The 25,213-nt window shown below is 64.0% G+C and carries 26 protein-coding genes; 17 read left to right on the top strand and 9 right to left on the bottom strand.

The features are described 5' to 3' along the window. Positions 1-130: 130 nt before the first annotated feature. Positions 131-763, top strand: coding sequence for a hypothetical protein (locus PVU19_RS11100; RefSeq protein WP_235575849.1), 633 nt, complete (start codon positions 131-133; stop codon positions 761-763). Between the two features lie 6 nt (positions 764-769). Here the strand turns inward: PVU19_RS11100 and PVU19_RS11105 are convergent, their stop codons facing one another. Then, positions 770-1,813 (bottom strand): quinoprotein relay system zinc metallohydrolase 2, encoded by a 1,044-nt coding sequence (locus tag PVU19_RS11105; protein WP_050663231.1) that lies wholly within the window; start codon positions 1,811-1,813, stop codon positions 770-772. 135 nt (positions 1,814-1,948) lie between these two features. Between PVU19_RS11105 and PVU19_RS11110 the strand changes: the two genes are divergently transcribed. The 3 genes from PVU19_RS11110 to bmt all read left to right on the top strand — a co-directional run bounded on the left by PVU19_RS11110 (position 1,949) and on the right by bmt (position 4,386). Then, positions 1,949-2,773: a quinoprotein dehydrogenase-associated SoxYZ-like carrier gene (locus PVU19_RS11110; RefSeq protein ID WP_050663232.1), complete on the top strand. Its 825-nt coding sequence runs from the start codon at positions 1,949-1,951 to the stop codon at positions 2,771-2,773. A 126-nt stretch (positions 2,774-2,899) separates the two neighbouring features. Then, positions 2,900-3,214 (top strand): DUF1476 domain-containing protein, encoded by a 315-nt coding sequence (locus tag PVU19_RS11115; protein ID WP_050663233.1) that lies wholly within the window; start codon positions 2,900-2,902, stop codon positions 3,212-3,214. A 161-nt stretch (positions 3,215-3,375) separates the two neighbouring features. Then, on the top strand, positions 3,376-4,386 hold the full coding sequence (bmt, locus tag PVU19_RS11120; RefSeq protein WP_050663270.1) for a betaine--homocysteine S-methyltransferase: 1,011 nt from the start codon (positions 3,376-3,378) through the stop codon (positions 4,384-4,386). 245 nt (positions 4,387-4,631) lie between these two features. Here bmt and PVU19_RS11125 read toward each other — a convergent pair whose 3' ends face one another. Beyond that, positions 4,632-5,717, bottom strand: coding sequence for a PA0069 family radical SAM protein (locus PVU19_RS11125; protein ID WP_050664399.1), 1,086 nt, complete (start codon positions 5,715-5,717; stop codon positions 4,632-4,634). A gap of 211 nt (positions 5,718-5,928) precedes the next feature. Between PVU19_RS11125 and PVU19_RS11130 the strand changes: the two genes are divergently transcribed. Beyond that, positions 5,929-6,633 (top strand): corrinoid protein, encoded by a 705-nt coding sequence (locus tag PVU19_RS11130; protein WP_050664400.1) that lies wholly within the window; start codon positions 5,929-5,931, stop codon positions 6,631-6,633. An 88-nt stretch (positions 6,634-6,721) separates the two neighbouring features. Here the strand turns inward: PVU19_RS11130 and PVU19_RS11135 are convergent, their stop codons facing one another. Continuing rightward, complete coding sequence (locus tag PVU19_RS11135; protein ID WP_050664401.1) at positions 6,722-7,219, bottom strand: hypothetical protein; 498 nt, start codon at positions 7,217-7,219, stop codon at positions 6,722-6,724. Between the two features lie 130 nt (positions 7,220-7,349). Between PVU19_RS11135 and PVU19_RS11140 the strand changes: the two genes are divergently transcribed. Further along, a complete protein-coding gene (locus PVU19_RS11140) occupies positions 7,350-7,988 on the top strand; it encodes a DUF1638 domain-containing protein (protein WP_200901898.1) in 639 nt (212 codons plus the stop codon). Between the two features lie 32 nt (positions 7,989-8,020). On the opposite strand, the gene PVU19_RS11145 is transcribed toward PVU19_RS11140, so the two are convergent. Beyond that, positions 8,021-8,728 carry a DUF1223 domain-containing protein gene (locus PVU19_RS11145; RefSeq protein ID WP_050664403.1) on the bottom strand — a complete coding sequence of 236 codons (708 nt, stop codon included), beginning with the start codon at positions 8,726-8,728 and terminating at the stop codon, positions 8,021-8,023. A 229-nt stretch (positions 8,729-8,957) separates the two neighbouring features. Between PVU19_RS11145 and acnA the strand changes: the two genes are divergently transcribed. Further along, positions 8,958-11,708, top strand: a complete 2,751-nt coding sequence (gene acnA, locus PVU19_RS11150) for an aconitate hydratase AcnA (protein WP_050664404.1) — start codon at positions 8,958-8,960, stop codon at positions 11,706-11,708. A gap of 555 nt (positions 11,709-12,263) precedes the next feature. Then, on the top strand, positions 12,264-12,407 hold the full coding sequence (locus PVU19_RS11155; protein WP_160316340.1) for a hypothetical protein: 144 nt from the start codon (positions 12,264-12,266) through the stop codon (positions 12,405-12,407). 18 nt (positions 12,408-12,425) lie between these two features. Here PVU19_RS11155 and PVU19_RS11160 read toward each other — a convergent pair whose 3' ends face one another. Then, positions 12,426-14,015, bottom strand: a complete 1,590-nt coding sequence (locus PVU19_RS11160; RefSeq protein WP_160316341.1) for a pentapeptide repeat-containing protein — start codon at positions 14,013-14,015, stop codon at positions 12,426-12,428. A gap of 231 nt (positions 14,016-14,246) precedes the next feature. Between PVU19_RS11160 and yajC the strand changes: the two genes are divergently transcribed. Genes yajC through PVU19_RS11205 form a run of 9 tightly spaced genes read left to right on the top strand, consistent with a single transcriptional unit; the run spans position 14,247 to position 21,085 of the window. Next, complete coding sequence (gene yajC, locus PVU19_RS11165) at positions 14,247-14,528, top strand: preprotein translocase subunit YajC (protein WP_050661171.1); 282 nt, start codon at positions 14,247-14,249, stop codon at positions 14,526-14,528. A gap of 45 nt (positions 14,529-14,573) precedes the next feature. Beyond that, positions 14,574-17,207, top strand: coding sequence for a protein translocase subunit SecD (secD, locus tag PVU19_RS11170; RefSeq protein WP_050661172.1), 2,634 nt, complete (start codon positions 14,574-14,576; stop codon positions 17,205-17,207). Continuing rightward, a complete protein-coding gene (locus tag PVU19_RS11175) occupies positions 17,200-17,952 on the top strand; it encodes a sulfite exporter TauE/SafE family protein (RefSeq protein ID WP_050661173.1) in 753 nt (250 codons plus the stop codon). The genes secD and PVU19_RS11175 overlap by 8 nt, the downstream gene beginning before the upstream one ends. Before the next feature lie 13 nt (positions 17,953-17,965). Continuing rightward, positions 17,966-18,319, top strand: a complete 354-nt coding sequence (locus tag PVU19_RS11180; protein WP_050661174.1) for an Mth938-like domain-containing protein — start codon at positions 17,966-17,968, stop codon at positions 18,317-18,319. A gap of 56 nt (positions 18,320-18,375) precedes the next feature. Continuing rightward, positions 18,376-18,993 (top strand): heme ABC exporter ATP-binding protein CcmA, encoded by a 618-nt coding sequence (gene ccmA / locus PVU19_RS11185; protein WP_050661175.1) that lies wholly within the window; start codon positions 18,376-18,378, stop codon positions 18,991-18,993. Continuing rightward, positions 18,990-19,646 (top strand): heme exporter protein CcmB, encoded by a 657-nt coding sequence (gene ccmB / locus PVU19_RS11190; protein WP_050661176.1) that lies wholly within the window; start codon positions 18,990-18,992, stop codon positions 19,644-19,646. The genes ccmA and ccmB overlap by 4 nt, the downstream gene beginning before the upstream one ends. A gap of 14 nt (positions 19,647-19,660) precedes the next feature. Further along, positions 19,661-20,401: a heme ABC transporter permease gene (locus PVU19_RS11195; RefSeq protein ID WP_050661286.1), complete on the top strand. Its 741-nt coding sequence runs from the start codon at positions 19,661-19,663 to the stop codon at positions 20,399-20,401. Next, positions 20,398-20,556 (top strand): heme exporter protein CcmD, encoded by a 159-nt coding sequence (gene ccmD, locus PVU19_RS11200; RefSeq protein ID WP_050661177.1) that lies wholly within the window; start codon positions 20,398-20,400, stop codon positions 20,554-20,556. Before PVU19_RS11195 ends, ccmD begins: the two co-directional genes overlap by 4 nt. Beyond that, positions 20,549-21,085: a DsbE family thiol:disulfide interchange protein gene (locus tag PVU19_RS11205; RefSeq protein WP_050661178.1), complete on the top strand. Its 537-nt coding sequence runs from the start codon at positions 20,549-20,551 to the stop codon at positions 21,083-21,085. The genes ccmD and PVU19_RS11205 overlap by 8 nt, the downstream gene beginning before the upstream one ends. A 12-nt stretch (positions 21,086-21,097) precedes the next feature. On the opposite strand, the gene idi is transcribed toward PVU19_RS11205, so the two are convergent. From idi to chlG, 4 genes are read right to left on the bottom strand one after another with little or no spacing between them, the layout of a single operon-like run. After that, the gene (idi, locus tag PVU19_RS11210) at positions 21,098-21,613 is read right to left on the bottom strand and encodes an isopentenyl-diphosphate Delta-isomerase (RefSeq protein WP_050661179.1); all 516 of its coding nucleotides are present in this window, start codon (positions 21,611-21,613) and stop codon (positions 21,098-21,100) included. Further along, positions 21,610-22,788 carry a geranylgeranyl diphosphate reductase gene (locus tag PVU19_RS11215; RefSeq protein ID WP_050661180.1) on the bottom strand — a complete coding sequence of 393 codons (1,179 nt, stop codon included), beginning with the start codon at positions 22,786-22,788 and terminating at the stop codon, positions 21,610-21,612. The genes idi and PVU19_RS11215 overlap by 4 nt, the downstream gene beginning before the upstream one ends. A 2-nt stretch (positions 22,789-22,790) precedes the next feature. Then, positions 22,791-24,086, bottom strand: coding sequence for a BCD family MFS transporter (locus PVU19_RS11220; protein WP_050661181.1), 1,296 nt, complete (start codon positions 24,084-24,086; stop codon positions 22,791-22,793). After that, the gene (chlG, locus tag PVU19_RS11225; protein WP_050661182.1) at positions 24,083-24,994 is read right to left on the bottom strand and encodes a chlorophyll synthase ChlG; all 912 of its coding nucleotides are present in this window, start codon (positions 24,992-24,994) and stop codon (positions 24,083-24,085) included. The genes PVU19_RS11220 and chlG overlap by 4 nt, the downstream gene beginning before the upstream one ends. Positions 24,995-25,213 lie beyond the last annotated feature (219 nt).

Here is a 25,213-nt window from a genome sequence, read left to right on the forward strand (position 1 = left end):
TGCGGCGATTTGTCCTCAGGAGTATGCGGGCGGCGCACCGGTCCAAACAATTCATACCTTGGTGGGTATTGGGTTCGCTGGACAGCCCCCGCATGCTCGACCATAGTCGTAGCCAAGGGAGGCACAATTGATGTCAGGCCGCATGTCACGCTCGAAATCACTGGGGGTCGCGCTGTCGCTGATACTTGCGGCGGGCAGCACTCACGCCGCCGATTTCTCCGATCCGACATGGCCCTGCATCCAGCGCAAGGTGCCCTCGCTCTCGGTCGGGCTGATGTGGACGCATCCCCTGCCCGAAACCCCAGAGGCCGACCCGGACCTGAAACGCGAGATCGACCGCCTCGCCGCCAAGCTGGCGCTGCGACGGCTCGAGGTCGAGGAGTTGCGCCCCGATATAGAGAAGTTCGCCACCCGTCATGACGGCGCGCCGGACATGCTGGGCCACGTCTTACAGCGGGTCTTCACCACCCTCTCGACCCGCCGCGCCCGGGTGATTTCGGGGATAGAGGAGTTTTCCCTCAGCCAGATCGCGCTTTCCGAGCGGATCGACACCGCCCGCGCCGAGATGGGCACGCTGATGAACTCCGACAGCCCCGATTTCGACCGCGTCGATGCGCTCGAGGAACAGCTTGACTGGGATCAGGTGATCTATACCGACCGCCAGAGCACGATCACCTATCTCTGCGAAACCCCGACGCTGATCGAAAAACGGCTCTATTCGCTCGCGCAGATCCTGCAACAGCAGATCAACGAGCCGGGCTGACCAGCCCTATTCCCATTCCAGTTCCGTGTAGGCCACCGTGGCGTTGCGCGGATTATAGGCATCAAACAGCTGCCAAGCCCCGGCCTCGCTCTGCGCCACCGTCTCCACCGCCTCCGACAGCCGCGCGCCTTCGTCGATAGCCGCACGGGTGTCGCGCTCCAGCACCTTCAGATATCGCGCCAGCGGATGCGCGCCCCGTGGCCACTCCAGCGACGGGCCACCATGCCCCGGAATGACCCGCGCCACCGCCATCGCCTGCATTTCCTCCAGCACCGCGCGCCAGCCGCGCAGGCTGCCATCAAGCGCGGGCGTATGCCGGTCAAACACCAGATCACCCGAGAATAGCGTGCCACTCTCCCGGTCCAGCACCGTCAGGTCATTGCCGGTATGCGCCACAGGCCAGGCCCGCAGATCGAGCACGCGCCCCCCCAGATCAATCTCGGCACGCTCCGCCACCGGGTCCGTCACGCCGGGCACCTGCACCCCGACAAACTCCGCCTCGCCCACCAGCGCGCGCAGGCTTTCAAGGTAATTCGCCTGCCGGTCCGCCAGCGCCCGCACCAGACCCGCATGCCCCCAGACCCGCGCACCCCTCTCCATGAGGACGCCCGCGCCGAAGACATGGTCGGGGTGCATATGGGTCAGGATGACGTGCGTGACAGGCAAGTCCGTGCGCGCGCGGATCGCCCGCCACAGCGCCTCACCCATCCAGGGCGCGCTGCCGGTGTCGATCACCGCCACCCCCGCCCCGCCGATGATGAACCCCAGATTGCTGACATCGCCCCGGTTCGCCGCATCCGGCTCCGCCACCCGCCCCAGATGCGCGAATACCCCCGGCGCGACCTCGGCCACCTCCAGCGCCTCACCCGCCGCCCGGCATACCGGGCCCGACGCGTCCACCCCCTCCGCCAGCCCCGCCAGATCGGGCGGCGTCTCCGCCAGCGCCGCGCGGCACCCGGCCTCGCTCGCCGCCGCATATCCCGGCACCAGCCGATCCCGGCACACCGGCTCGGCCCCCATCAGACACACGGTCAGGATCGCTTCGAACATCGCACCACCACTGCGTTATGAACACGCCCAGCCTCCTCCTACACAGGGCCGTGATCCACGCCAACTTTGGTATGACTTCGCGTCAACGCGGGTTTATGCTACATTTCACGCGCACCCATGGGAGGAGGAAAGACCATGGCCGGAAAACGTACCGGAAAATTCCTGGCCGTCGCGGCACTCGCCGCCTCACTGGCCTTTACGGCACAGGCCGGTGACCAGGTCGAAAACCCGCTCACCGAGAGCGAGATGTGGGACATGCTGCGCGAGGATGTGGTGGGCACCGCCCCGATCCACGACGGCAGTGCGCTGCTCACGCTCGACGCCCCCTACCGCGCCCATGATGCGGCGACCGTGCCGATCCTGCTCAAGCAGACCGACACCAGCGCCCGCATCCGCAAGGCAACCGTGGTGATCGACGAAAACCCCGCGCCAGTGGCGGCGGAACTCGGCTTTTCGGATGCGATGGCCCCGATCGACTTTGAATTGCGCGTGCGCGTGAACCAGTATTCCAACGTCCGCGTCATCGCCGAAACCGAGGATGGCCTGCACATGACCGGCCGCTTCGTCAAGGCGTCGGGCGGCTGTTCCGCCCCCGCCAGCCGCGACCCCGAGGTGGCGCTCGCCGCGATGGGCAAGATGAAACTCAAGAGTTTCCTGCCTGCCACCCAGATTTCCACCCCGCGCCGCGAGGCGCAGATCATGGTGCGCCACCCGAACTATTCCGGCCTGCAACGCGATCAGGTCACCCAATTGTTCATCCCCGCCCATTTCATCGACCATATGGAGGTCTGGCAGGGCGACGAGTTGCTCTTCACCATGGATGGCGGCATCTCGATCTCGGAAAACCCGGTCTTCCGCTTCTCCTACAACGACAACGGATCGACCGACCTGCGCGTGATGGCCACCGATACCGAGGGCAACCGCTTTGAGCGGGTGCTGCCCAAGGGCGCCGATAGCTGATCCGACGCGCATCAGGGTGCGACCAAGACGTATAGACGCGCCGAAACCCCGGCGCGCCTCTTGCTCTTTGTCGCGACAGGCGGCATATCGGGGGCAACCGCAACGCAGTGCAAGGGGACCGGCCCGATGACCACCTTCGACGATCGCGAAAGCGCATTCGAGAACAAGTTCGCCCATGACGAGGAAATGGCCTTCCGTGCCGTGGCTCGGCGCAACAAGCTTCTGGGCCTCTGGGCCGCAGAACTTCTGGGCAAGACCGGCGACGACGCCGACGCCTATGCCCGCGAGGTCGTGAAGGCCGATTTCGAAGAGGCCGGCCACGAAGACGTGGTGCGCAAGGTCGCGGGCGATCTCGGCGATATCGCCGATGCCGACACGATCCGCGCCAAGATGGACGAGTTGCTCAAGATCGCCAAGGGCCAGCTGGTCAAGGAAACCTGACACCGGTACGTTTTTCACAGCGGCGCGCCACGCCCGGCGCGCCGTTTTGTCGTGCTGCGCGTTAAGTTCAAACGCGCCTCACCATTTACATGAGAAATATGAGTTTGCGCAGCACCGCTTCCGGTGCCAAAGCTGCCCAGCCTCAAAAGCGGAATATCATCATGACCAACGCCCTCACCAAACTGCTGGCCACGCGCGACTGGATTCTCGCCGACGGGGCCACGGGAACCAACCTGTTCAACATGGGGCTCGAATCCGGTGACGCGCCGGAAATGTGGAACGATGAGCATCCCGACCGGATCGAACTGCTGTACAAACAGGCGGTGGATGCGGGCAGCGACCTCTTTCTCACCAACTCTTTCGGTGGCAACGCGGCGCGGCTCAAACTGCACGGCGCGCAGAAACGCGCCCGCGAGCTGTCGCGCATCTCCGCCGAGATCGGCCGCTCGGTGGCCGACCGCTATGACCGCCCGGTGATCGTGGCAGGCTCGGTCGGCCCGACCGGTGAGATCATGGCCCCAATGGGCGCGCTCACCCATGAGCTGGCCGTCGAGATCTTCCACGAACAGGCCGAGGGCCTCAAGGAAGGCGGCGCCGACGTGCTCTGGCTGGAGACGATCTCCGCACAAGAAGAATACAAGGCCGCCGCCGAGGCCTTCAAACTCGCCGACATGCCATGGTGCGGCACGATGAGTTTCGACACGGCGGGCCGCACGATGATGGGCCTGACCTCCGCCGACATGGCGACGATGGTCGAGAAACTGGGCAACCCGCCGCTCGCGTTCGGGGCCAATTGCGGCGTCGGCGCCTCCGACCTTCTGCGCACCGTGCTGGGGTTTGTCGCCCAAGGCTCCGAACGCCCGATCATCGCCAAGGGCAATGCCGGCATCCCCAAATATCACGATGGCCACATCCACTATGATGGCACGCCCGAACTGATGGCGGATTACGCGGTGCTGGCGCGCGACGCAGGCGCCACCATCATCGGCGGCTGCTGCGGCACCATGCCCGAGCACCTGTCGAAAATGCGCGCCGCGCTGGAAGAGCGCCCCAAGGGCCCGCGCCCGACGCTCGACCAGATCACCGACGCGCTCGGCGCGTTCTCCTCGGCGGCCGACGGCACCGGCGACGACGTCCCCGCCCCCCGACGGACGCGCCGCAGACGCGCATGATGGGTCGGGGGGGGCTAACGCACCTCCCGCGCGAAACGCACCGAAGGTGCCGCGCGATCGCCATGCCAGAGGCATGCCTGCGGCATGACGCCGTCCCGCGGCCTGGCGATTTGATAGGGCGCGCAACGTGTTGAGTTTAGAATGACTTGGCTGGGATAAAGTGCGGGCATCAGCCGTTGCTTCGCCAGTCCCCGGCCCTGCGATCACGCGGCACCTTCTGCCGTTTTCGGCGATGGCACCCCCCCTCAAAACAACGCCATCTGATCCCCCCGCGCCAGCGGCACCTCGAAGAGATCGCAGCGCAGATCACCCTGCCCCGCATCCAGCCCCATCCGCCGCGCAGCCAGATCGAACCGCCGCGCGATCATCCGGGCAAACACCCCCTCGCCGCGCATCCGCCGATGCCAGTCGGCGGAATAGTTCTTGCCGCCATGCATCTCGCGCAGCCGGTTCATCACCCGCCCCGCGCGGTCCGGGTAATGCGCGGCCAGCCACTCCTGAAACAGCCCCGATACCTCGCGCGGCAGCCGCAGCATGATCCAGCTTGCAGCCCCGGCCCCGGCCTCCCGAGCGGCCTCCAGAATCGCCTCGATCTCGTGATCGCTCAGCCCCGGAACAACCGGCGACACCATCACCCGCACCGGCACCCCGGCGTCGCTCAGCCGCCGGATCACCGCCAGACGCCGCGCAGGCGACGGCGCGCGCGGCTCCAACAGCCGCGCCAGTCGGTCATCAAGCGTGGTGACAGACACCCCCACCCGCGCCAGCCCCCGCGCCGCCATCTCCGACAGGATATCCAGATCGCGCTCGATCAGCGTGCCCTTGGTCACGACCGCCACCGGATGGTTGAACCGCGACAGCACCTCCAGACAGCGGCGGGTGATCGCATATTCCCGCTCCACCGGCTGATAGGGATCGGTGTTGGTGCCGATGGCGATCGGCGCCACCCGGTAGCTGGGCGCGCGCAACTCCGCCTCCAGTCGCAAAGGGGCCTCGGGCCGCGCGATCAGCCGGGTCTCGAAATCGAGGCCGGGCGACAGCCCCAGATAGGCATGGCTCGGCCGCGCGAAACAATAGACACAGCCATGCTCACAGCCGCGATAGGGGTTGATCGAGCGATCAAACGGCAGATCGGGCGAGCGGTTATAACTGATGATCCGGCGCGGCCGCTCCTCCGAGACCTGCGTGCGCAGCACCCGCTCCTCCTCGTCGCGGTCCCAGCCATCTGCCTCGTAGTTCACGCCATGCGCCTCGAACCGGCCCACCGCGTTGCTCACGGCACCGCGCGCCCTCAGGCGCAGATCATGGGGCAAGGTCGCATCCTCGGTCATGGTCGGAAATATGGAACATAACGCGAACACTTGCAACAATCCGATAATGATCATGCCGATAATTCAGTCACATCCCGCGCAAATCCCGGCTATAGGTCGGTTGCGGCGCGACCAGCGTCGCAATTCGGAAAGTGGCGATGCGACAAATTGACGAAAGCTGCGCCAGACTTAACAAAGATGCGCGCGCGCAGAGCAAGCAAGGATTCCCCCCATGTCTGACGAAGAAGACGACATCATCCTGTCGGAACTGGACGACGAAGAACTTGTCCAGCAGATGTTCGACGACCTTTACGACGGCCTCAAGGAAGAGATCGAGGAAGGCGTCAACATCCTTCTGGAGCGGGGCTGGCAGCCCTACCAGGTCCTGACCGAGGCACTGGTGGGCGGCATGACAATCGTCGGCAAGGATTTCCGTGACGGCATCCTCTTCGTCCCCGAGGTGCTGCTGGCGGCCAACGCGATGAAGGGCGGCATGGCTATCCTCAAGCCGCTCTTGGCCGAAACCGGCGCGCCGCGCGTCGGCAAGATGGTGATCGGCACGGTCAAGGGCGACATCCACGACATCGGCAAGAACCTTGTGTCGATGATGATGGAGGGCGCAGGTTTCGAAGTGGTCGATCTCGGCATCAACAACCCGGTCGAGAATTATCTCGAGGCGCTCGAAACCGAAGAGCCCGACATCCTCGGCATGTCCGCCCTGCTGACCACGACGATGCCCTATATGAAAGTCGTGATCGACACGCTGATTGAACAGGGCAAGCGCGATGACTACGTCGTTCTCGTCGGTGGCGCGCCACTGAACGAAGAATTCGGTCGCGCCATCGGTGCCGACGCCTATTGCCGCGACGCCGCCGTTGCAGTGGAAACCGCCAAGGATTTCATGTCGCGCAAGCACAACAAGCTGGCCGCCGGGTAAGCCCGAGCCACCCGGCCCTCAGGCCTGAGGCGCGACGTGCTTGCCGATCCGCTCGGCAAGCACGTTTGCGTTTCAGCCACAGCTGCGATCAGCGCGCCGACACCAGACGCATGACGGCCACCATGACGATGCCGTAAAGCACATGTCCAACCAGCGCGACCCAGGTGATGCCGGTGAAGTTCAGAAAGAACGGCAGCCCCGCAATCGCAGTGATCCCGCCGATCGCAAAGACCCAGAGGCCAAACCCGTAGACGGCAGACGGGATGAACCAACCGGTCGAGTGCCCCAGGATCCGGGTCCACACCGGGCGAAAGACAAAAAGCCAGCCGACCGGATACCCGATCAGGCCGACGAGATAGAAATGCACGAAATACCCGGCGAAATCGCCGTTGGGCAGGCCGAACGTGCCCAGCAGGCTTTTCGCCAGACCATGCGGCGACAGGTTGACAAAGCCGAGCGCGGGGCTCAGGATCTGGCCCCAGAGATCAAAGGCGGCGGTTGCGAAAAACCCGGAGAGGAACATCAGACCAAGGGTCTGGGCAAATCCGGGGGCGAGTGCGGGGGGATGGTCGGTTGACGTGGTCATTCGGCTATGTCCTTGTTTGGGGCAAAACGGGGAACGTGAGACGCAGGTGTCGTCTCTTCGCCGAATGCGCAATGAATGCTGCAAGCATGACACGAAAAGGTCAAAACACGTGACTGATAACGACCAGAGCATGCCCGCCACGGCCACGCTGACCACGCAGGGGCTCGCGCCCGAGGGGCACGGCACCATCCTGCTCATCGCCTGCGGCGCGCTTGCCCGTGAAATCCTGGCGCTGAAGCGGCTCAACGGGTGGGACCACATGGACCTGCAATGCCTGCCCGCCAAGCTGCACCTCTACCCCGACCAGATCACCGAAGAGGTGGAAAAGGCGGTGGCGGAACACCGCGACGCCTATGACCGCCTCTTCGTGGTCTACGCCGATTGCGGCACCGGCGGGCAGCTTCAGGCGAAATGCGCAGAGCTCGGCGTCGAGATGGTGGCCGGTCCGCATTGCTATTCCTTCTTCGAAGGCAATGACCGCTTTGCCGCGCATGACGACGAGATCACCGCCTTCTATCTCACCGATTTTCTGGTCCGGCAATTCGACGCCTTCGTCTGGAAACCCATGGGCCTCGACAAGCACCCCGAACTGCGCGACATGATCTTCGGGCATTACACCAAGCTGGTCTACCAGGCCCAGACCGACGACCCGGCGCTCACCGCCCGCGCCCGCGACTGCGCAGAACGCCTCGGCCTCGACTTCGAATATCGCTGGACCGGCTACGGCGATCTGGAAACCGTGCTCAAGGCCCAGGCGACAGGGGCGTAGCCGGGAACGCCCTTGCAAAGCGCTTGCCCCGCTCACGGCAGGCGTGCCACCGCCTCGATCGTGCCGTGGCCCTCGTATTGCAGCAGGATCGCGCTGGCCGCCGCGTCGTTCGGCCGCTCAAAGCTCAGCTCAAGCGGCTCGACCGTATCCCACCGCGCAAGCGTCTGCATCTCGGTCACGATATTGACATAGGTGATCGTCTTGCCCGCATTCTCGCCGCGCTCGATCTCCACCGTCTCTTCCGGCAGGTAGCGCACGAGATACACCGCCAGCGGCATCGTGCGGGGGCTCGGCGTGCGCGCGGTGAGGTGGACCATTCCGCCCTCCTCGCGCACATCCACCGACAGATCGCCCCCCGACCGCGCAAGATGCTTGTCGATCAGATCGCCCACATCCTTGAGCCGTGTGCCCACCGCGTGATCGGCCCCGTTGATGATCATCTGGGGCGTGTAGACCATCTTGCGACCGTCGGCCTTGGCATAGCCGCGCTGCCGGGCGGTGTGATCGGGGCTGGCGAACGTGTCCTTCCAGCCGATGTAATCCCAGTAATCCACATGCAGCGACAGCGCGAGCACATCGTCGCGCGCCACGAGGTCTTCGAGAAACGCATCGGCAGGCGGACAAGACGAACACCCCTGCGAGGTGAACAATTCCACAACCACCGGGCGTTCACCTGCCGTCCCGGGCAGCGCCCCAAGGACCAGAAGCCCGGCAAGGGCGGTCATCAAAATATGTCGCATCGCGTGTGTCGTCCCCGGCGGATCGTCTCGGTATCGGCGTATCCCAAATGTAGTCCGATCTTCTCATGATAACCAATCAAGGTTTCGAGAGACAGCAGTGAAATCTTGAAATGACACCCAATTGTGTGCAATAGTATACAAAAAGAGCCCCAGCCCTCTTGATCGGCATCGCCAAATCGGTCAGAAGCAGGGCAAGTGATCCAGCCTCGACCATGAAAGGACGGCCACCATGCCCATCAGTGTCGGACAAGACAGCTCCAAGACCCGCAAGACCCTCACCGTCGGCGACCAAAGTGTCGCCTATTACTCGATCCCCGCCGCCGAGGCCGCCGGTCTCGGCGATTTCTCGCGCCTGCCCGCCGCCCTCAAGGTGGTGCTCGAGAACATGCTGCGCTTCGAGGACGGCAAGACCGTCACCGTCGACGATATCAAGGCGTTCTCCGAGTGGGCCGCGAATGGCGGCCGCGCCAACCGCGAACTGGCTTACCGCCCGGCCCGCGTGCTGATGCAGGATTTCACCGGCGTGCCCGCCGTGGTCGACCTCGCCGCGATGCGCGACGGCATTCAGGCCCTCGGCGGTGACGCGCAAAAGATCAACCCGCTCAACCCCGTGGATCTGGTCATCGACCACTCGGTGATGATCGACGAATTCGGCAATCCCCGCGCCTTCCAGATGAACGTGGACCGCGAGTATGAGCGCAACATGGAGCGCTACCAGTTCCTCAAATGGGGTCAGGGCGCATTCAACAACTTCCGCGTCGTGCCGCCGGGCACCGGCATCTGCCATCAGGTCAATCTCGAATACCTGGCTCAGACCGTCTGGACCGACGAGGACCAGAACGGCGAAACGGTGGCCTACCCCGACACGCTCGTCGGCACCGACAGCCACACCACCATGATCAACGGCGTGGCCGTGCTCGGCTGGGGCGTCGGCGGCATCGAGGCCGAGGCCGCGATGCTCGGCCAGCCGATTTCCATGCTGATCCCCGAAGTCGTGGGCTTCGAGCTCACCGGCGCGATGATGGAAGGCACCACCGGCACCGATCTGGTGCTCAAGGTCGTCGAAATGCTGCGCGCCAAGGGCGTCGTCGGCAAGTTCGTGGAATTCTACGGCTCCGGCCTCGATCACCTGCCGCTCGCCGACCGCGCCACCATCGCCAACATGGCCCCCGAATACGGTGCCACCTGCGGCTTCTTCCCGATCGACGACGAAACCCTGCGCTACCTGCGCAACACCGGCCGCGACGAGGCCCGCGTCGAACTGGTCGAGGCCTATGCCAAGGAAAACGGCTTCTGGCGCACCGCCGATTACGCGCCGGTCTATACCGACACGCTCAGCCTCGACATGGGCACTATCGTGCCCGCCATCTCCGGCCCCAAACGCCCGCAGGATTACGTCGCGCTCGATCAGGCAGCCTCGAAATTCTTCGACGTGGTGTCCGAGTATCGCGGCGAGGATGAAGGCGCCGACGCCACCGACATGGCCGCCGAAGGCCCCGCCCCCGACGCGCTCATCGACCCGCGCAAGTCGGTCAAGGTCGCGGGCGAGGAGTATGAGCTTCACGACGGCTCGGTGGTGATCGCCTCGATCACGTCCTGCACCAACACCTCCAACCCCTACGTGATGATCGGTGCAGGCCTCGTGGCCCGCAAGGCGCGCGAACTGGGCATCACCCGCAAGCCCTGGGTCAAGACCTCCCTCGCCCCCGGCTCTCAGGTGGTCTCGCACTACCTCGAGGCCGCCGGCCTGCAAGAGGATCTCGACGCCATCGGCTTCAACCTCGTGGGCTATGGCTGCACCACCTGCATCGGCAACTCGGGCCCCCTGCAAAAGGAAATCTCCGAGGCCATTGCCGAGGCCGATCTCATCGCCACCTCCGTGCTCTCCGGCAATCGCAACTTCGAGGGGCGCATCAGCCCGGATGTGCGCGCCAACTACCTGGCCTCGCCGCCGCTCGTGGTGGCCTACGCGCTCGCCGGGGACATGAACATCGACATCAGCAGCGATCCGCTCGCCCATGACAAGGACGGCAACCCGGTCTATCTCAAGGATATCTGGCCCTCCCAGGCCGAGATCGCCGAACTGGTCGAGCGCACGGTCACCCGCGAGGCGTTCCAGTCGAAATATGCCGATGTCTTCAAGGGCGACGAGAAATGGCAGGAGGTCGAGACCTCCGAGGGCGAGACCTATGACTGGCCCGCGCAATCGACCTACGTCCAGAACCCGCCCTATTTCAAGGGCATGTCCCGCGACCCCGGCACGATCAGCAATATCGAGGGCGCGCGCATTCTGGCCCTTCTGGGCGACATGGTCACCACCGACCACATCTCGCCCGCAGGCTCCTTCAAGGAGACCACCCCCGCCGGGCAATACCTCCGCGAACGGCAAGTGCCGGTGCGCGAGTTCAACTCCTACGGCTCGCGGCGCGGCAATCACGAGGTGATGATGCGCGGCACCTTCGCCAATATCCGCATCCGCAACGAGATGCTGGACGGGGTCGAAGGCGGCTACACCAAGGGGCCGGACGGCGAGCAGACCTCGATCTTCGATGCCTCCATGGCCTACCAGGAGCAGGGCACGCCCCTCGTCGTCTTCGGCGGTGAGCAGTATGGCGCAGGCTCAAGCCGCGATTGGGCCGCCAAGGGCACCGCCCTTCTCGGCGTCAAGGCCGTGATCGCCGAAAACTTCGAGCGCATCCACCGCTCCAACCTCGTCGGCATGGGCGTCATCCCGTTCGAGTTCACCGGCGGCGACACCCGCAAGACGCTGAACCTCACCGGCGATGAAAGCGTCTCGATCCACGGCCTCGATGCTGTGAAACCGCAGCAGGAAGTGCCCTGCGTGATCACCTACGCCGATGGCACCGAGAAAGAAATCACGCTCAAATGCCGGATCGATACCGCCATCGAGAAGGAATATGTCGAACACGGCGGCGTGCTGCATTACGTGCTGCGCGACCTCGCCAAATCCGCCGCCTGAGCGACAAGGCGGGGCCGGGACATCCCCGGCCCCCCTCGATCCGTCATCGTCCGGCCTGACCGGACGATCTCTCACCCAGCCTCGCCACGCCCGGCCCCCTGAACTCGTCATCGTCCGGCGTCCCTAACCCGTCATCGTCCGGCGTCCCTAACCCGTCATCGTCCGGCTCGACCGGACGACTTCTCACCACACGTCCCTCGCTCCCCCGTCACGCCCCTCAACCCGTCATCGTCCTCCCCTTAACCCGTCACCCCCTCAACCCGTCATCGTCCGGCTCCCCTCAACCCGTCATCGTCCGGCTTGACCGGACGACCTCTCACCTCACGTCCCCCGCTTCCCCGGCACCCTCTCAACCCCGTCATCGTCCGGCTCGACCGGACGATCTCCCGCCGCCCCCCCTCTTTCATGACATGCGCAAGTTTTGGCCACCCCCTGCCGGTTTTGCACGGATTTCCGCCGATCACGCACGCGTGACGCGTTTGCGCGCCGCTTCCCCCTTACTTTCTCCGCCGCCCCGCCCATCTTGGCGGAAAGAGCAGAGAAACGGATAGAGCAATGAGAACCATCGTCATTCTGGCACAGGCCGTCTTCATCAGCATGATCGCCGTGATCGGCGCCTATGGCGACAGCGACCACAAAGCCCCCTGCCCCCTCCCCGCCGCCGCCGAGGCCGCACAGCATTGCGAGGTGGCGCGGTAGGCGGCAGAGGCAGACGCCTCACCCCTCCTCGGGCGCCTCGGGCGGCGTGTAGTCAGGCCCCTCGTCCTGCCACTTGCGCCATTCGTATTGGAACTGAGCCTCTGACAGTTCTTGTCTTGGCCAAAAACTTGGTCTTTGGTCTAACGCGATTTTGACACTTCCATCACCGAAGAAACCATTTATTCCAACATCCACGGCTCTTTCAGATGAAACTTCACATTTTCTAACGGCACAGCGTTGAAAGGTGCAGCTTTTCAAATCCGTTATGGGTACATGAACAAAGAACCACGAACTACCGAACTCACACCCGATAAATCTCGAGTTTTTCAACTCTGCAACATGGAATTGATTTCTTACGTTTATTAAGCTGAATTCACATTGGTCAAACGTAGCTGCCATAAGGTCAATATTGTTCAGGACTTGGAAGTTCTCAGCTTTCTCCGATATCTGAATAAACCTGAACTTCGCCCCGCTGGCAGAGACATCGTCTAGTGATGCCGATGTGAAGTGCGTATTCTCAAAACTGCACTGTGCAAAGGACGCGTTTTCGAAATCAGACGATGCCAAGTTCGCTTGATCAAGAACCGACCCATCGAAAATTGCGTCACGCCAGTTTCCAGCCCCAAAATCCGCATTCTGTAGATTACAGCCACGCAGATCTATTCTGTATTTTCTTCGTTTCTCACGTTCTATTCGTTTGTTCTTCCGCCGCGAAACAACCGAAATCGCAGCCTGAATATCAACTCTTGGCTCACTGGCTCCCGGGAGCCTTTTATAAATTTCGGGACGATACTCTAGGCCACTTATATCAAACGGTATTGCTGTGCTTTTCGGCGCATTCTGCCGTACATAGGCACAGAGGATTTCCATAATCTGGATATGATCCCGCGCACTGTCCTGCGAAATCCGCTCCAGCGCATAGATAGCCCCGATCCGAACCTCAATATTAGGTTCCGTGAGGCTAACATGTTTCCATTCTTCTAGCTGTTGATCGGTAATATCAGATGCTACGAGCGAGCCTTCGGGCCAAGCGAATGGCTCGCCTCGCCATTCAAAGTCAGTTTCGCGGAGTTTCGCGCCCGTCTCGTGCTGAATCACGTAATACCTATTTCGCCCCAGTCGATTAACTTCCTTTACCGCCCCCAATCCCTCAACCGCCTTGTTGATCCGGTCGGTGATATGCCCCTGCTCGACCGTATCGGTCTGCCGCCGGGTCAGGATCAGCCGGTTGATCGTGATGGGCAGAGCGATCACCGCCCCCAGCACCGTGGTCAGCGCCACAAGCTGCGCCAGCGTGAACCGCCAGTTCCAGATATTCTCCGCCCCCTCCGGCGGGGCGTGAAAGATGACCTGCCACAGGATCGCATAGAGCCCGACAAACAGCGTACCCGCGACGATGCCCCATGTCAGAAGAAGGATCAGGAACAGAACCGGATGCAATCCCGTCATGCCCACCTTCTCCGCCAGCCGCCTGATCCGGTCATCCGGCGCGGTCGGGGCCTCGGCGGATTGTCCAACCACCCACTGCACCCCGTAGAACACCACCGTCAGGCCGATGAAAATCCACAGCAGCGGGTGGGTCGCGATGGTCAGAAAACTCTCAAGCAATGGTACCGTCCGGACATGACCCAACATTCAACTCTAGGCATAGCCGAAACTGGGCCTGCGGGGAACGATTGATTGCGGTCAGGGGAGCGCCGCCGCACCGACGCAATACCGACGTGATACCGACGCGATACAGCCTGCCTTTCCCGCCTTGCAAATGCCCCGCCCCGACCTTAGGTTCCGGCTCAATTCGCGGGGCCTCCGCCCCGGCACCTCAGACAAGGACAAGACCCAATGGAAGCCTTCGGCCAGTTCATTCCCCTCATCCTGATTTTCGTGATCATGTATTTCCTGCTGATCCGTCCGCAGCAGAAAAAACTCAAGGAACACAAGGCGATGGTCGATGCGCTGCGCCGTGGCGATCAGATCGTGACCCAAGGCGGGCTGATCGGCAAGGTGGCCAAGGTCAAGGACGACAACGAGATCGAGGTCGAATTGTCCGAGGGCGTCAAGGTCCGCGTCGTGCGCTCCACCATCGCGCAGGTCCTCTCCAAGACCGAGCCCGCCGAGGGCTGAGCCCCACTTTCACTTGCGCGCCTAACCCATTGAAAAGGCAATATCATGTTGCAAATCGACCTGTGGAAACGCCTTGCCATAATGGGCCTTGTCGCGCTCGGGCTGCTGCTCGCCCTGCCCAATGGTTTCTACTCCCGGGTCGAGACGCATAATGACGCAGCCGCCGCCATCGAGGCCGGCGCCGACCCCGCCGCCCTGCAGGACGAGCTGGCCCTCTGGCCCGACTGGATGCCGTCGAGCCTCGTCAATCTCGGCCTCGACCTGCGCGGCGGCGCCCACCTCCTGGCCGAGGTTCAGGTCGAGGATGTCTATGCCGCACGGGTCGAGGGGATGTGGCCCGAGGTCCGCGATCTCCTGCGCGAAGAGCGTGACCGTGTCGGCCCGATCCGCTTGCAAGACTATGAAAACGCTGAACTTCGTGTCCGTCTGGTCGAGCGCTCCGAGATGGCAGACGAGGCCGCGAGCCTCGTGCGCGGCCTCGCCCGTCCGGTCACCAGCCTGACCGGCGCGGGCTCCACCGATATCGACGTCACCACCGACGGGGCCGAGGTGATCATCCGCCTCAGCGAGGCCGAACAGCGCGCCACCGATGAGCGTACCGTGCGTCAGGCGCTGGAAATCATCCGCCGCCGCATCGACGAGACCGGTACCCGTGAGCCGACGATCATGCGTCAGGGCTCCGACCGCGTCCTGATCCAGGTGCCCGGCATCGGCTCCGCCGCCGAACTCAAGGAATTGATCGGCACCACCGCGCAACTCACCTTCCAGCCCGTGGTCAGCCGCTCCTCCAGCGCCGATGAAAACCCCGGCGTCGGCAATGAAATCCTGCCCTCGCTCGACGAGGACGGCGTCTTTTACATCCTCGAACGCACCCCCGTCGTGACCGGCGAGGAACTGGTCGATGCGCAGCCCGATTTCGACCAGAACGGACGGCCTGCAGTATCCTTCCGCTTCAACCCGACCGGGGCGCGCAAATTCGGCGATTACACCGCCGACAATATCGGCAATCCCTTTGCCATCGTGCTCGATGGCGAGGTGATCAGCGCCCCGGTGATCCAGAGCCATATCCCCGGCGGCTCGGGCATCATCACCGGCAATTTCAGCGTCGAGGAAAGCACCCAACTGGCCGTTCTCCTGCGCGCGGGCGCGCTTCCCGCAGGGCTTGAATTTCTTGAGGAACGCACCGTCGGCCCGGAACTCGGCGCAGACAGCATCGAGGCCGGCAAGCTCGCCTGTATCGTCGCCTTCGTCCTCGTGCTGGCCTATATGGTGGCCTCCTACGGGCGTTTCGGCATCTTCGCCAATATCGCGCTCATCATCAATGTCGGGCTGATCTTCGGCCTGCTCAGCCTGATCGGCGCGACGCTGACATTGCCCGGCATCGCCGGGATCGTGCTCACCATCGGCATGGCGGTAGATGCCAACGTGCTGGTCTTCGAGCGCATCAAGGAAGAGATGAAGACCGCCAAGGGGGCCGCCCGCGCCATCGAACTGGGCTATGAAAAGGCGATGAGCGCCATTGTCGACGCCAACATCACAACGTTTCTCACGGCCCTGATCCTCTATGCCATGGGCTCCGGCCCGGTGCGCGGATTTGCGATCACGCTCGGCCTTGGCATCATCACCTCGGTCTTCACCGCGCTCTTCGTCACCCGCCTGATCGCGGTAATGTGGTTCGAACGCAAGCGCCCAAAGACCGTGCTCACGGGCCGCGCGCTGCGTCTCGTGCCGGAAGTGACCTCGCTCGATTTCTTCAGCCGGTGGAAGCTGTGGCTGGGCATTTCCGGCGTGATGATCCTCGTCGCACTTGGATCTTTTGGCTTGCAGGGGCTGAACTTCGGGATTGATTTCAAGGGCGGCACCACGATCCGCACCCAAAGCACCGAGCCGGTGGATGTCGGCCAATACCGCGACGCGGTCGGCTCTCTGGGCTTGGGCGATATCTCCATCACCGAGGTGTTCGACCCCACGTTCGGCCCCGATGAAAACGTCGCCATGGTCCGCATTCAGGCGCAGGACGACACCGAGAGCGTGACACCGGAAGTGATCGCCGACGTCGAGGCAGCCCTGCAATCGGCGGTGCCGGATATCGAATTCACCTCGGTCGAGAGCGTCGGGCCCAAGGTCTCGGGAGAGCTTATTCAGGCCGCGATCATAGCCGTCGCCCTCGCCATCGGGGCGGTGCTGGTCTATATCTGGCTGCGCTTCGAGTGGCAGTTCGCCGTCGGCGCGGTGATCGCCCTTGTGCATGACGTGGCGCTCACCGTGGGCGTGTTCTCGGAATTGCAGATCCAGTTCGATCTGGCGATCATCGCCGCCCTTCTTACCATTGTGGGCTATTCGCTCAACGACACGGTGGTGGTCTTTGACCGGGTCCGCGAGAACCTGCGCAAATACAAGCAGAAGCCGCTGCGCGAAGTGCTCAATATCTCGATCAACGAAACCCTGAGCCGCACGATGATGACCTCCGTCACCACCCTGCTGGCGCTCTTCGCGCTCTACTTCTTGGGCGGTGACGTGATCCGCGGCTTTGTCTTCGCGATGATCTGGGGCGTGATCGTCGGCACCTACTCGTCGATCTTCGTGGCCTCGACGGTGCTGATGTGGCTCGGGGTCAAGCGCGACTGGTCCAAGCCCGACGCCAATGCCGGGACGCAATTCGCCAATGTAGATGCCTGAGGCACTCGGCACAGCCCTTGCCACGCCGGGGCTGCCCTGGCTCTTGCTGGCGATTGGCGTGGCGGGGATCGTGCGCGGCTTTACCGGTTTTGGAACGGCGCTGATTTTCGTGCCCGTGGCGGGGATATTCCTCGCGCCGCAGGTCGTGGTCGGGGTGATGATGCTCACCGGGCTGGTCAGTTCGGCGGCACTCCTGCCGCGCGCCTGGGGACAGGCAGACCGGCGCGAGGTCGGGTTGCTGGCGCTTGCCGCAGTGCTGACCGTACCGCTTGGTCTGTGGCTGATGACACGGCTCGATCCGGTGCTGATCCGCTGGTGCGTGGCGGTGATCGCCGCCATCACGCTGGCCGCACTGATCTCTGGCTGGCGCTTCTCGGGCCGGGTCAATCGCCCGCAACTGGCGGGCATCGGGGCCGCAGCGGGGGGCATCGGCGGGCTGACCGGGCTCACCGGGCCTGCGGTGATCCTGTTCTACCTTGCCGGGCAGTCGGTGGCGCAGCGAGTGCGGGCCAACACGATCCTGTTTCTGGCCGCCCTCGACGTGGTGATCGTGGCCAACCTGCTGGTGCGCGGCACCGTAACGGCTGGTCTCGTAACGCTCGCGCTGGTGCTGGCCGTGCCTTACCTCATCACCTCACTGATCGGACAGGCGCTGTTTGACCCGCGCCACGAGCGGCTCTACCGTTGGGCGGCCTATGCCGTGATCGGCCTTGCCGTGCTGAGCGGCCTGCCACTCTGGACGTGAAGGAGACACTGCCATGCAGATGACCGAAATCAGCTTTGACGGGGCCACGCCAATTGACGGCTATGGGCCCGGATTCTTCCGCGTCGCAGGTGAGGTGATGGAGGGCGCGATCCTCGTGACCGTGAAATCAGCGCGTGGCTGGGGCGGTTTTGATGATAGAAAGCCCCTGTTGGACCTCGCCCAAGAGGTCGACGTGATCTTCATCGGCACCGGCGCCGAGGTGGCGCATATCCCCGCCGATCTGCGCCACGCGCTGGAAGAGGCCAATGTGGGTGTCGAGACAATGAGTTCCCCCGCCGCCTGCCGCACCTATAACGTGCTCCTCTCTGAGGGGCGGCGCGTGGCGGTGGCGGCATTGCCCGTGTGAGGATGCGCGCAGCGTTCGCGCTTTTCGCGCGCGCGGTTTCGGGCTAAAGCAGGCGCATGATGCTGACCGTAACCGATCTGAGCATAGCACGCGGCGGAATACCCGTCCTCGAAGGGCTGAACCTGACACTCGGGGCCGGTCAGGCGATGGTCCTGCGCGGGCCCAATGGCATCGGCAAGACCACGCTTTTGCGCACCATCGCAGGGTTGCAGCCGCCGCTGTCGGGACAGGTTGATGTGACACCCGAAAGCCTCGTCTACGCGGGCCATGCCGACGGGATCAAGCCGACGCTCACGGTCACCGAGAACCTCAACTTCTGGGCGCAAACGTTTGGAAATAATGATATTTCCGTCGCAATGGGCGCCTTCGCCCTCGGCCCCTTGGCCGCGCGTCCCGCAGGTGCGCTCTCGGCCGGGCAGAAACGCAGGCTCGGCCTTGCGCGGCTTCTGGTGACCGGCCGCGCGATCTGGGTGCTGGACGAGCCGACCGTCTCGCTCGACACGGACGCCGTGGCGATGTTCGCCGCCGCCGTGCGCGCCCATCTGGCCCACGGCGGGGCCGCGCTCATCGCCACGCATATCGACCTTGGCCTCTCGGAGGCGCAGCTGCTCGATGTCGGCCCCTTCCGGGCCAAGCCGCTCGATATCGAAGATTTCGACGGGGCCTTCCTGTGATCGCGCTGCTGATGCGCGATATCCGGCTGGCGATGCGCGCCGGGGGCGGCTTTGGCCTCGGCCTGTCGTTCTTCCTGATCGTCGTGGTGCTGGTGCCCTTCGGCGTCGGCCCGCAAAGCGCGCTTCTCTCGAAGATAGCCCCGGGCATCCTGTGGCTGGGCGCGCTGCTCGCCTGCCTACTGTCGCTCGACCGGATCTTCGCCCTCGACTGGGAGGATGGCAGCCTCGATCTGCTCGCCACCTCGCCCCTGCCGATGGAGGGGATCGTCAGCGTCAAGGCGCTCGCCCACTGGCTGACCACGGGCCTGCCGCTGGTGCTAGTGGCCCCGGTTCTGGGCGTGCTGCTGAACCTGCCCGAGGCGGGCTTTTTGTGGCTCACCCTCTCGCTCGCCCTCGGCACCCCCGCACTCAGCGTGATCGGCACGTTCGGCGCGGCGCTGACCGTCGGCCTCAAACGCGGCGGATTGCTCCTCAGCCTGCTTGTGCTGCCGCTCTACGTGCCTACATTGATTTTCGGAGCCGAGATGGCGCGGCGCGGCGCGGAAGGGTTTGATATCACCACGCCGCTGCTGCTACTCGCGGGGATTACCTGCGGCACCATCGCGCTTTTGCCTTTCGCCTCGGCTGCGGTATTGAGGGTCAACCTGCGATGAACAAAGGAAACGGGATGAGCCTGAATTCGCTCTGGGAATATGCCAATCCCAAGAAATTCATTCAGACCACCGACCGCGTCTTGCCGTGGGTCGCGTGGTCGGCTGCGCTGACGCTTGTGGTGGGGCTGGTCTGGGGGTTTTTCTTCACGCCGGATGACTACCGGCAAGGCTCCACCGTCAAGATCATCTACCTGCACGTGCCTGCGGCGCTGATGGCGATCAATGCCTGGATGATGATGCTCGTCACCTCGCTGGTCTGGATCGTGCGCCGCCATCACGTCAGCGCCCTCGCCGCCCGCGCCGCCGCGCCCGTGGGGATGATCATGACGGTGATCGCGCTGTTGACCGGGGCGATCTGGGGCCAGCCGATGTGGGGCACCTGGTGGGCCTGGGATCCGCGCCTCACAAGCTTTTTGATCCTGTTCCTCTTTTATCTCGGCTATATCGCCCTGTGGGAAGCGATCGAGAATGACGACACCGCCGCCGATCTCACCTCGATCCTGTGTCTGGTGGGGTCGGTTTTTGCCCTGCTCAGCCGCTACGCGGTGAATTTCTGGAATCAGGGGCTGCATCAGGGCGCGTCGCTCAGCCTCGACAAGGAGGAAAACGTGGCCGATGTGTTTTGGTACCCGCTGCTGGTGGCGATGGCCGGGTTTGTCCTGCTGTTCATCGCTCTTGTGCTGATGCGCACCCGCACCGAGATCCGCGCGCGGCGCATGCGCGCGCTGCTGGCCCGCGAGAGGATGGGCGCATGATGCCGGATCTGGGAAAATACGCCGACGCGGTGCTGTCGTCCTATGCCGTCTCATTGGTGCTGTTGGCACTGATCGTCTGGCTCAGCCTGCGCCGCTCCAAACGCATCAAGAGTGACCTAGAAGAGGTTGAACGCAAGGTGAAATCCAATGGCTAAGCTGTCACCGCTGATGATTGCCCCACTGGTCATCTTCGCTGGTTTCGCGGGGCTGGCCCTCGTCGGGCTGGGGCGCGACAACCCGAATGAATTACCCTCTGCCTTGCAAGGCAAGACCGCGCCCGCGGTCGCGGTCACGTCGTTGGGCGACGGTGCGCCCTTCACCGATGCCGATCTGCGCGCGGGCGATGTCACCCTCGTCAACTACTGGGCCAGCTGGTGTGCGCCCTGCCGGGTCGAACACCCCAACCTCGAAGAACTGGCCGAAAGCGGCGTGACGATTTACGGCGTGAACTACAAGGACAAGCCCAGCAATGCGCTCGGGTTTCTGGAAGAGTTGGGCAATCCCTACACGGCGCTCGGTGCCGATGCACAGGGCCGCATGGCGCTTGATTGGGGCGTCTACGGCGTGCCGGAAACCTATGTGATCGACGGCGACGGGCAGATCGTGCTGCGTTTCGCCGGGCCGATCACCGACCGGGTGATGGAAAAAACCCTTCTACCCGCGATTGAGGCGGCGCGGCAGTAAACCGGCCCGACGTCACGCGAAAATCTGCGCCCGGTGCTCTTCGAGATAGATCCGCAACCACGGGGTAAATCGCGACGGATCATCCGCGATCCGCGCGCGCAGATCGTCCATGGCGCACCATTCCACCTCCATCACCTCGTCGGGATTGGGGGTGACGGGAATGGGCGACGCAACGTCGGCAGTGAAAATATCGACCACCTCATGTTCGATCAGACCGCCGCCCACATCGGCGCGGTATTCCACGCGGTCGCGATACCCCAGGTCCAGCCCGGTTATTCCCAGTTCTTCATCCAGCCGACGGCGCGCGCACTCCGCAGGCTCTTCGCCCCAATGCGGATGCGTGCAGCAGGTATTCGCCCACAGGCCCGGCGTGTGGTATTTGCCCAAGGCGCGCCGCTGCAACAGCACCCGCTCGCCACACATCACGAAGACCGACACCGCCTTGTGCCGCAGCCCGCGCCGATGCACCTCCAGCTTCTCGACAGCGACCAGATCGCCGCCCACCCATGTCGGGATCATCACGCTCATGTATAGGCCGCCGGGACCAGCCGGGTCAGATGCGCGAGGTTCTTCAATCCGATCCTGAGATGCGCCATCGGGCGGGCCTTCACCAGTTTCTTGTTCATATAGGCCTCGAAGGTGAGGCGCTGCACATCAATGTCATGGCAGAGCGAGACAAACCGCTCACGCCGCTCATCCGACTTGTAATAGGCATTTTGCATCGAGGCCAGCACCCGGAACACAGTTTTATGCTCGCGCATGAAGAGCTGCCGTGCCAGCCGCAGGTCCTTCACCCGCCCCGACGCAAGGCACGCCACCGCCGCCGTCGCCGCCACCCGTCCGCCAACCATGGCATAGTAGATGCCTTCACCCGAGGACGGCGCAACCACCCCCGCCGCATCGCCCGCCAGCACCACGTCGCGGCCATTGTCCCAGCAATCGAGCGGCTTCAGCGGGATCGGCGCGCCCTCGCGGCGAATGGTCGGGCAATCGGCCAGCCCGCTGGAAACGCGCAGCGCCGCCGTCGCCTGTTTCAGATCCACCCCCTTGACCATCGACCCCATGCCGACGCTCGCCGATTTGCCATGCGGGAACACCCAGCCGTAAAAATCGGGCGAGATCGCGCCGTCATAGATCACGTCACAGCGCGCCGGGTCATAGGCCCCGGTGGCCTGCGGGGCCTCGATGATCTCATGATAGGCGATGACATAGGGTATCTTGTCGCCGCCCGGCACCTCGTCCCGCGCCACGTTGGAGCGCGCACCATCCGCACCGATGATCAAACGGGTCTCGAGACGGCGCTCTTCGCCGCTCGCCTTGTCGCGGTAGATCACGGCGGGCGCATCGCCCGCGCGGTCGATCCGCAGATAGGTGCCAGTGACCCGCTTGGCCCCGGCCGATGCCGCGCGGACGCGCAGGAACTCGTCGAAATGCTCGCGATCCACCATCCCGACAAAGCCGTTCTCGATGGGAATATCCACATGCCGTCCCGTCGGCGAAATCATCCGCGCGGTCGATATCTTGGCGACCAACTGCTCATCCGGCAGATCGAAATCCGCAATCAGGCGCGGCGGTATCGCCCCGCCGCAAGGCTTGATCCGCCCGTCCCGGTCCAAGAGCGCCACGCTATGACCCGAGCGCGCCAGATCCTCGGCCGCCGTGGCCCCGGACGGGCCGCCGCCTACGATAACAACATCATACATGCTCATTCTCCCGGAACGAGGGTCGCAGCACCGCGGTCACGACCGTGATCAATCACCCTCAGCGCCAGAAGCGCCGAGAGCACGAATAAAGCAGCCTCAAAAGCAAAGACCGCGCCAAAGGCGGGGGCATCCGCCACCATCACTCGGCGCATCACATCAACCGCTGCGGCACCGACCAGCCCGCCAAAGCCCGCCGCCATCGCCTGCGCCGCCCCCCAGAGCCCCATGCGCGTGCCCTCGCGCGATCCGCGCCCCTGCCCCGCAAGCGCCATCATCGCGCCGATGGCGGCGACCGCGAACATGCCGTTGAAGAACCCCAGCAAGACAACCGCCGGCACCAGCGCCGAGGCCACGCCCGACGCCCCGAGTGCCGTGATCACCCCCAAAGACATCGCCGAGCCAAGACAGCCCGCCACCACCCAATGCCGGATGGAGCCGAGCCGCAGCCCCGTGGCCGCGATACCGACCGTCAGCATGCCCAGAAACACGCCCCCGTTCTGCGCGCCCGAAAGCTGCGTGGATTGCCCCGGCGTCATCCCGAAGACCAGCCCGGCATAGGGTTCAAGGATCAGTTCCTGCATGAAATAGGCGGTCATCGACAGGAACACGAAAATGGTGAAGTTGCGCGCCTCGGGTTCGGCCCAGATCTCGGCCAGCCCCTCGCGGAACCGCATAGGCCCGTCGGCCTTGAGCGGTTGCGCGCCCGTGCGCGCCTCGATGCCCCAGATCGCCAGCGTGGTCAGCACCACCGCGCCAAGGCTCACGATACCCACGATCCGCAGCAGCAGCGCAGGTGTATAGGGATCGAGAAACGCACCCACGGTGCCCGCCGTTATGGCGATCCCCGCGATCATCATCAGCCAGGTGATCGTCGCCGCCGCTGCGCGCCTGCGCGCCGCACAGGCCGTGGCCAGCAGCGCCAGAAGCGAGGTGCCCGAGGCCCCTGCCCCCAAACCGATCAGCGCATAGGCCAGGATCGACAGCGCCAGCCCCGCGCCGAACTGCGTCTCCATCATCACCACGCCAAGCGCGGCCATCCAGCCGCCCGCCGCCAGCACCGCCATGCCGCCGATGATCCAGCGGGTACGGTTGCCGCTCGTGTCCGACAGAAAGCCCCAATTCGGCCGGGTGATCTGAATCCCGTAGTGCAGCCCCACCAGCAGCCCCGGCAGCACCGCAGGCAGCGCCAGTTCCACCACCATCAGCCGGTTCAGCGTCGAGGTGGTCAAGACCACCACCGCGCCAAGGCACATCTGCACCAGCCCCATGCGAAAAATTTGCAGCCAGCTCAGGTTCATCCCGCCCCTCCGATCGTGCGAATGGCAAAGGCGGCGATCATCATGCCGGTGACATATGCGGTGACGCCTGTGCCGTTATACCAGGGCGCGCGGCCCTTGGGATCGGATAGCAGAATGCGCATCGCCCAGAGTTGCGCCAGAACAAGCAAACCGATGGCAGCGGCATGAAACGGACGGTCCCAGGCCAGCAAAAGCCCGATCACCGCCAGCTGCGGCAGCGCCATGACCACGCAGGCCACCCGCGCCGCGCGCTCAGGCCCAAGCGTCACCGGCAGCGAGTTGACCCCGGTCTGCCGGTCGCCCTCCAGCGCCTTGAAATCGTTGAGCGTCATGATGCCATGCGCGCCAAGCGCATAGAGCGCGGCAATGATCACCACCTCGCCCGCAGGCGCACCGGCGGCCAGAACGGCGGCCCCCGTGAACCACGGCAGCCCCTCATAACACAGCCCCACAAGGCCTGGCCCCCAGACGCCCGACCGCTTGAGCCGCACCGGCTCCGCCGAATAGGCCCATGCCGCGAGCACGCCAAAGACGGTCGCACCAAAGCCCCACGGCCCCAGCGTCGAGCCAAGCACCAGCGCGAGGCCACTCATCGCCAGCGCGATCCACAGCCCCCACCGGCCCGGAATGGCCCCCGATGGGATTGGACGGTCGGGCTCGTTGATTGCATCCACATGCCGGTCGCACCAGTCATTCGCCGCCTGGCTCATCCCGCAGACCACCGGCCCCGCCAGCACCATCCCGATCAGCACCAGCCAAGGCGCGGATGTCAGCGGCACGCCCGACGAGACGACGCCGCAAAGATAGGCCCAAATGGGGGGGAACCACGTGATCGGCTTGATCAGCGTGAGCATGGCGCGCGGTTTCGGCAGACGACGCGCGTCGCGTAATGAATAAGTGACACTCATAGTGTCAACTAAACTATACATTGCGAGTCGGATAAAGGGTTTTATTGAGGTGACGGGGGATATGGTCTGTCAGTTTTGGACTTAAGGGCACTTTGCCGTGAGCCGCGCATCGACGGGCCGCGGTACGGCGATCCAACGCCTGTTCGTCACACCTTTATCTCCGCCAAGTCAGGAAAACATCCATGTGATGCGCAGGTTGCAGCCAAATCGCCGTGCCGT

The sequence above is a fragment of the Roseovarius tolerans genome (genome assembly GCF_028885395.1).
Classification (GTDB): Bacteria; Pseudomonadota; Alphaproteobacteria; order Rhodobacterales; family Rhodobacteraceae; genus Roseovarius; species Roseovarius tolerans.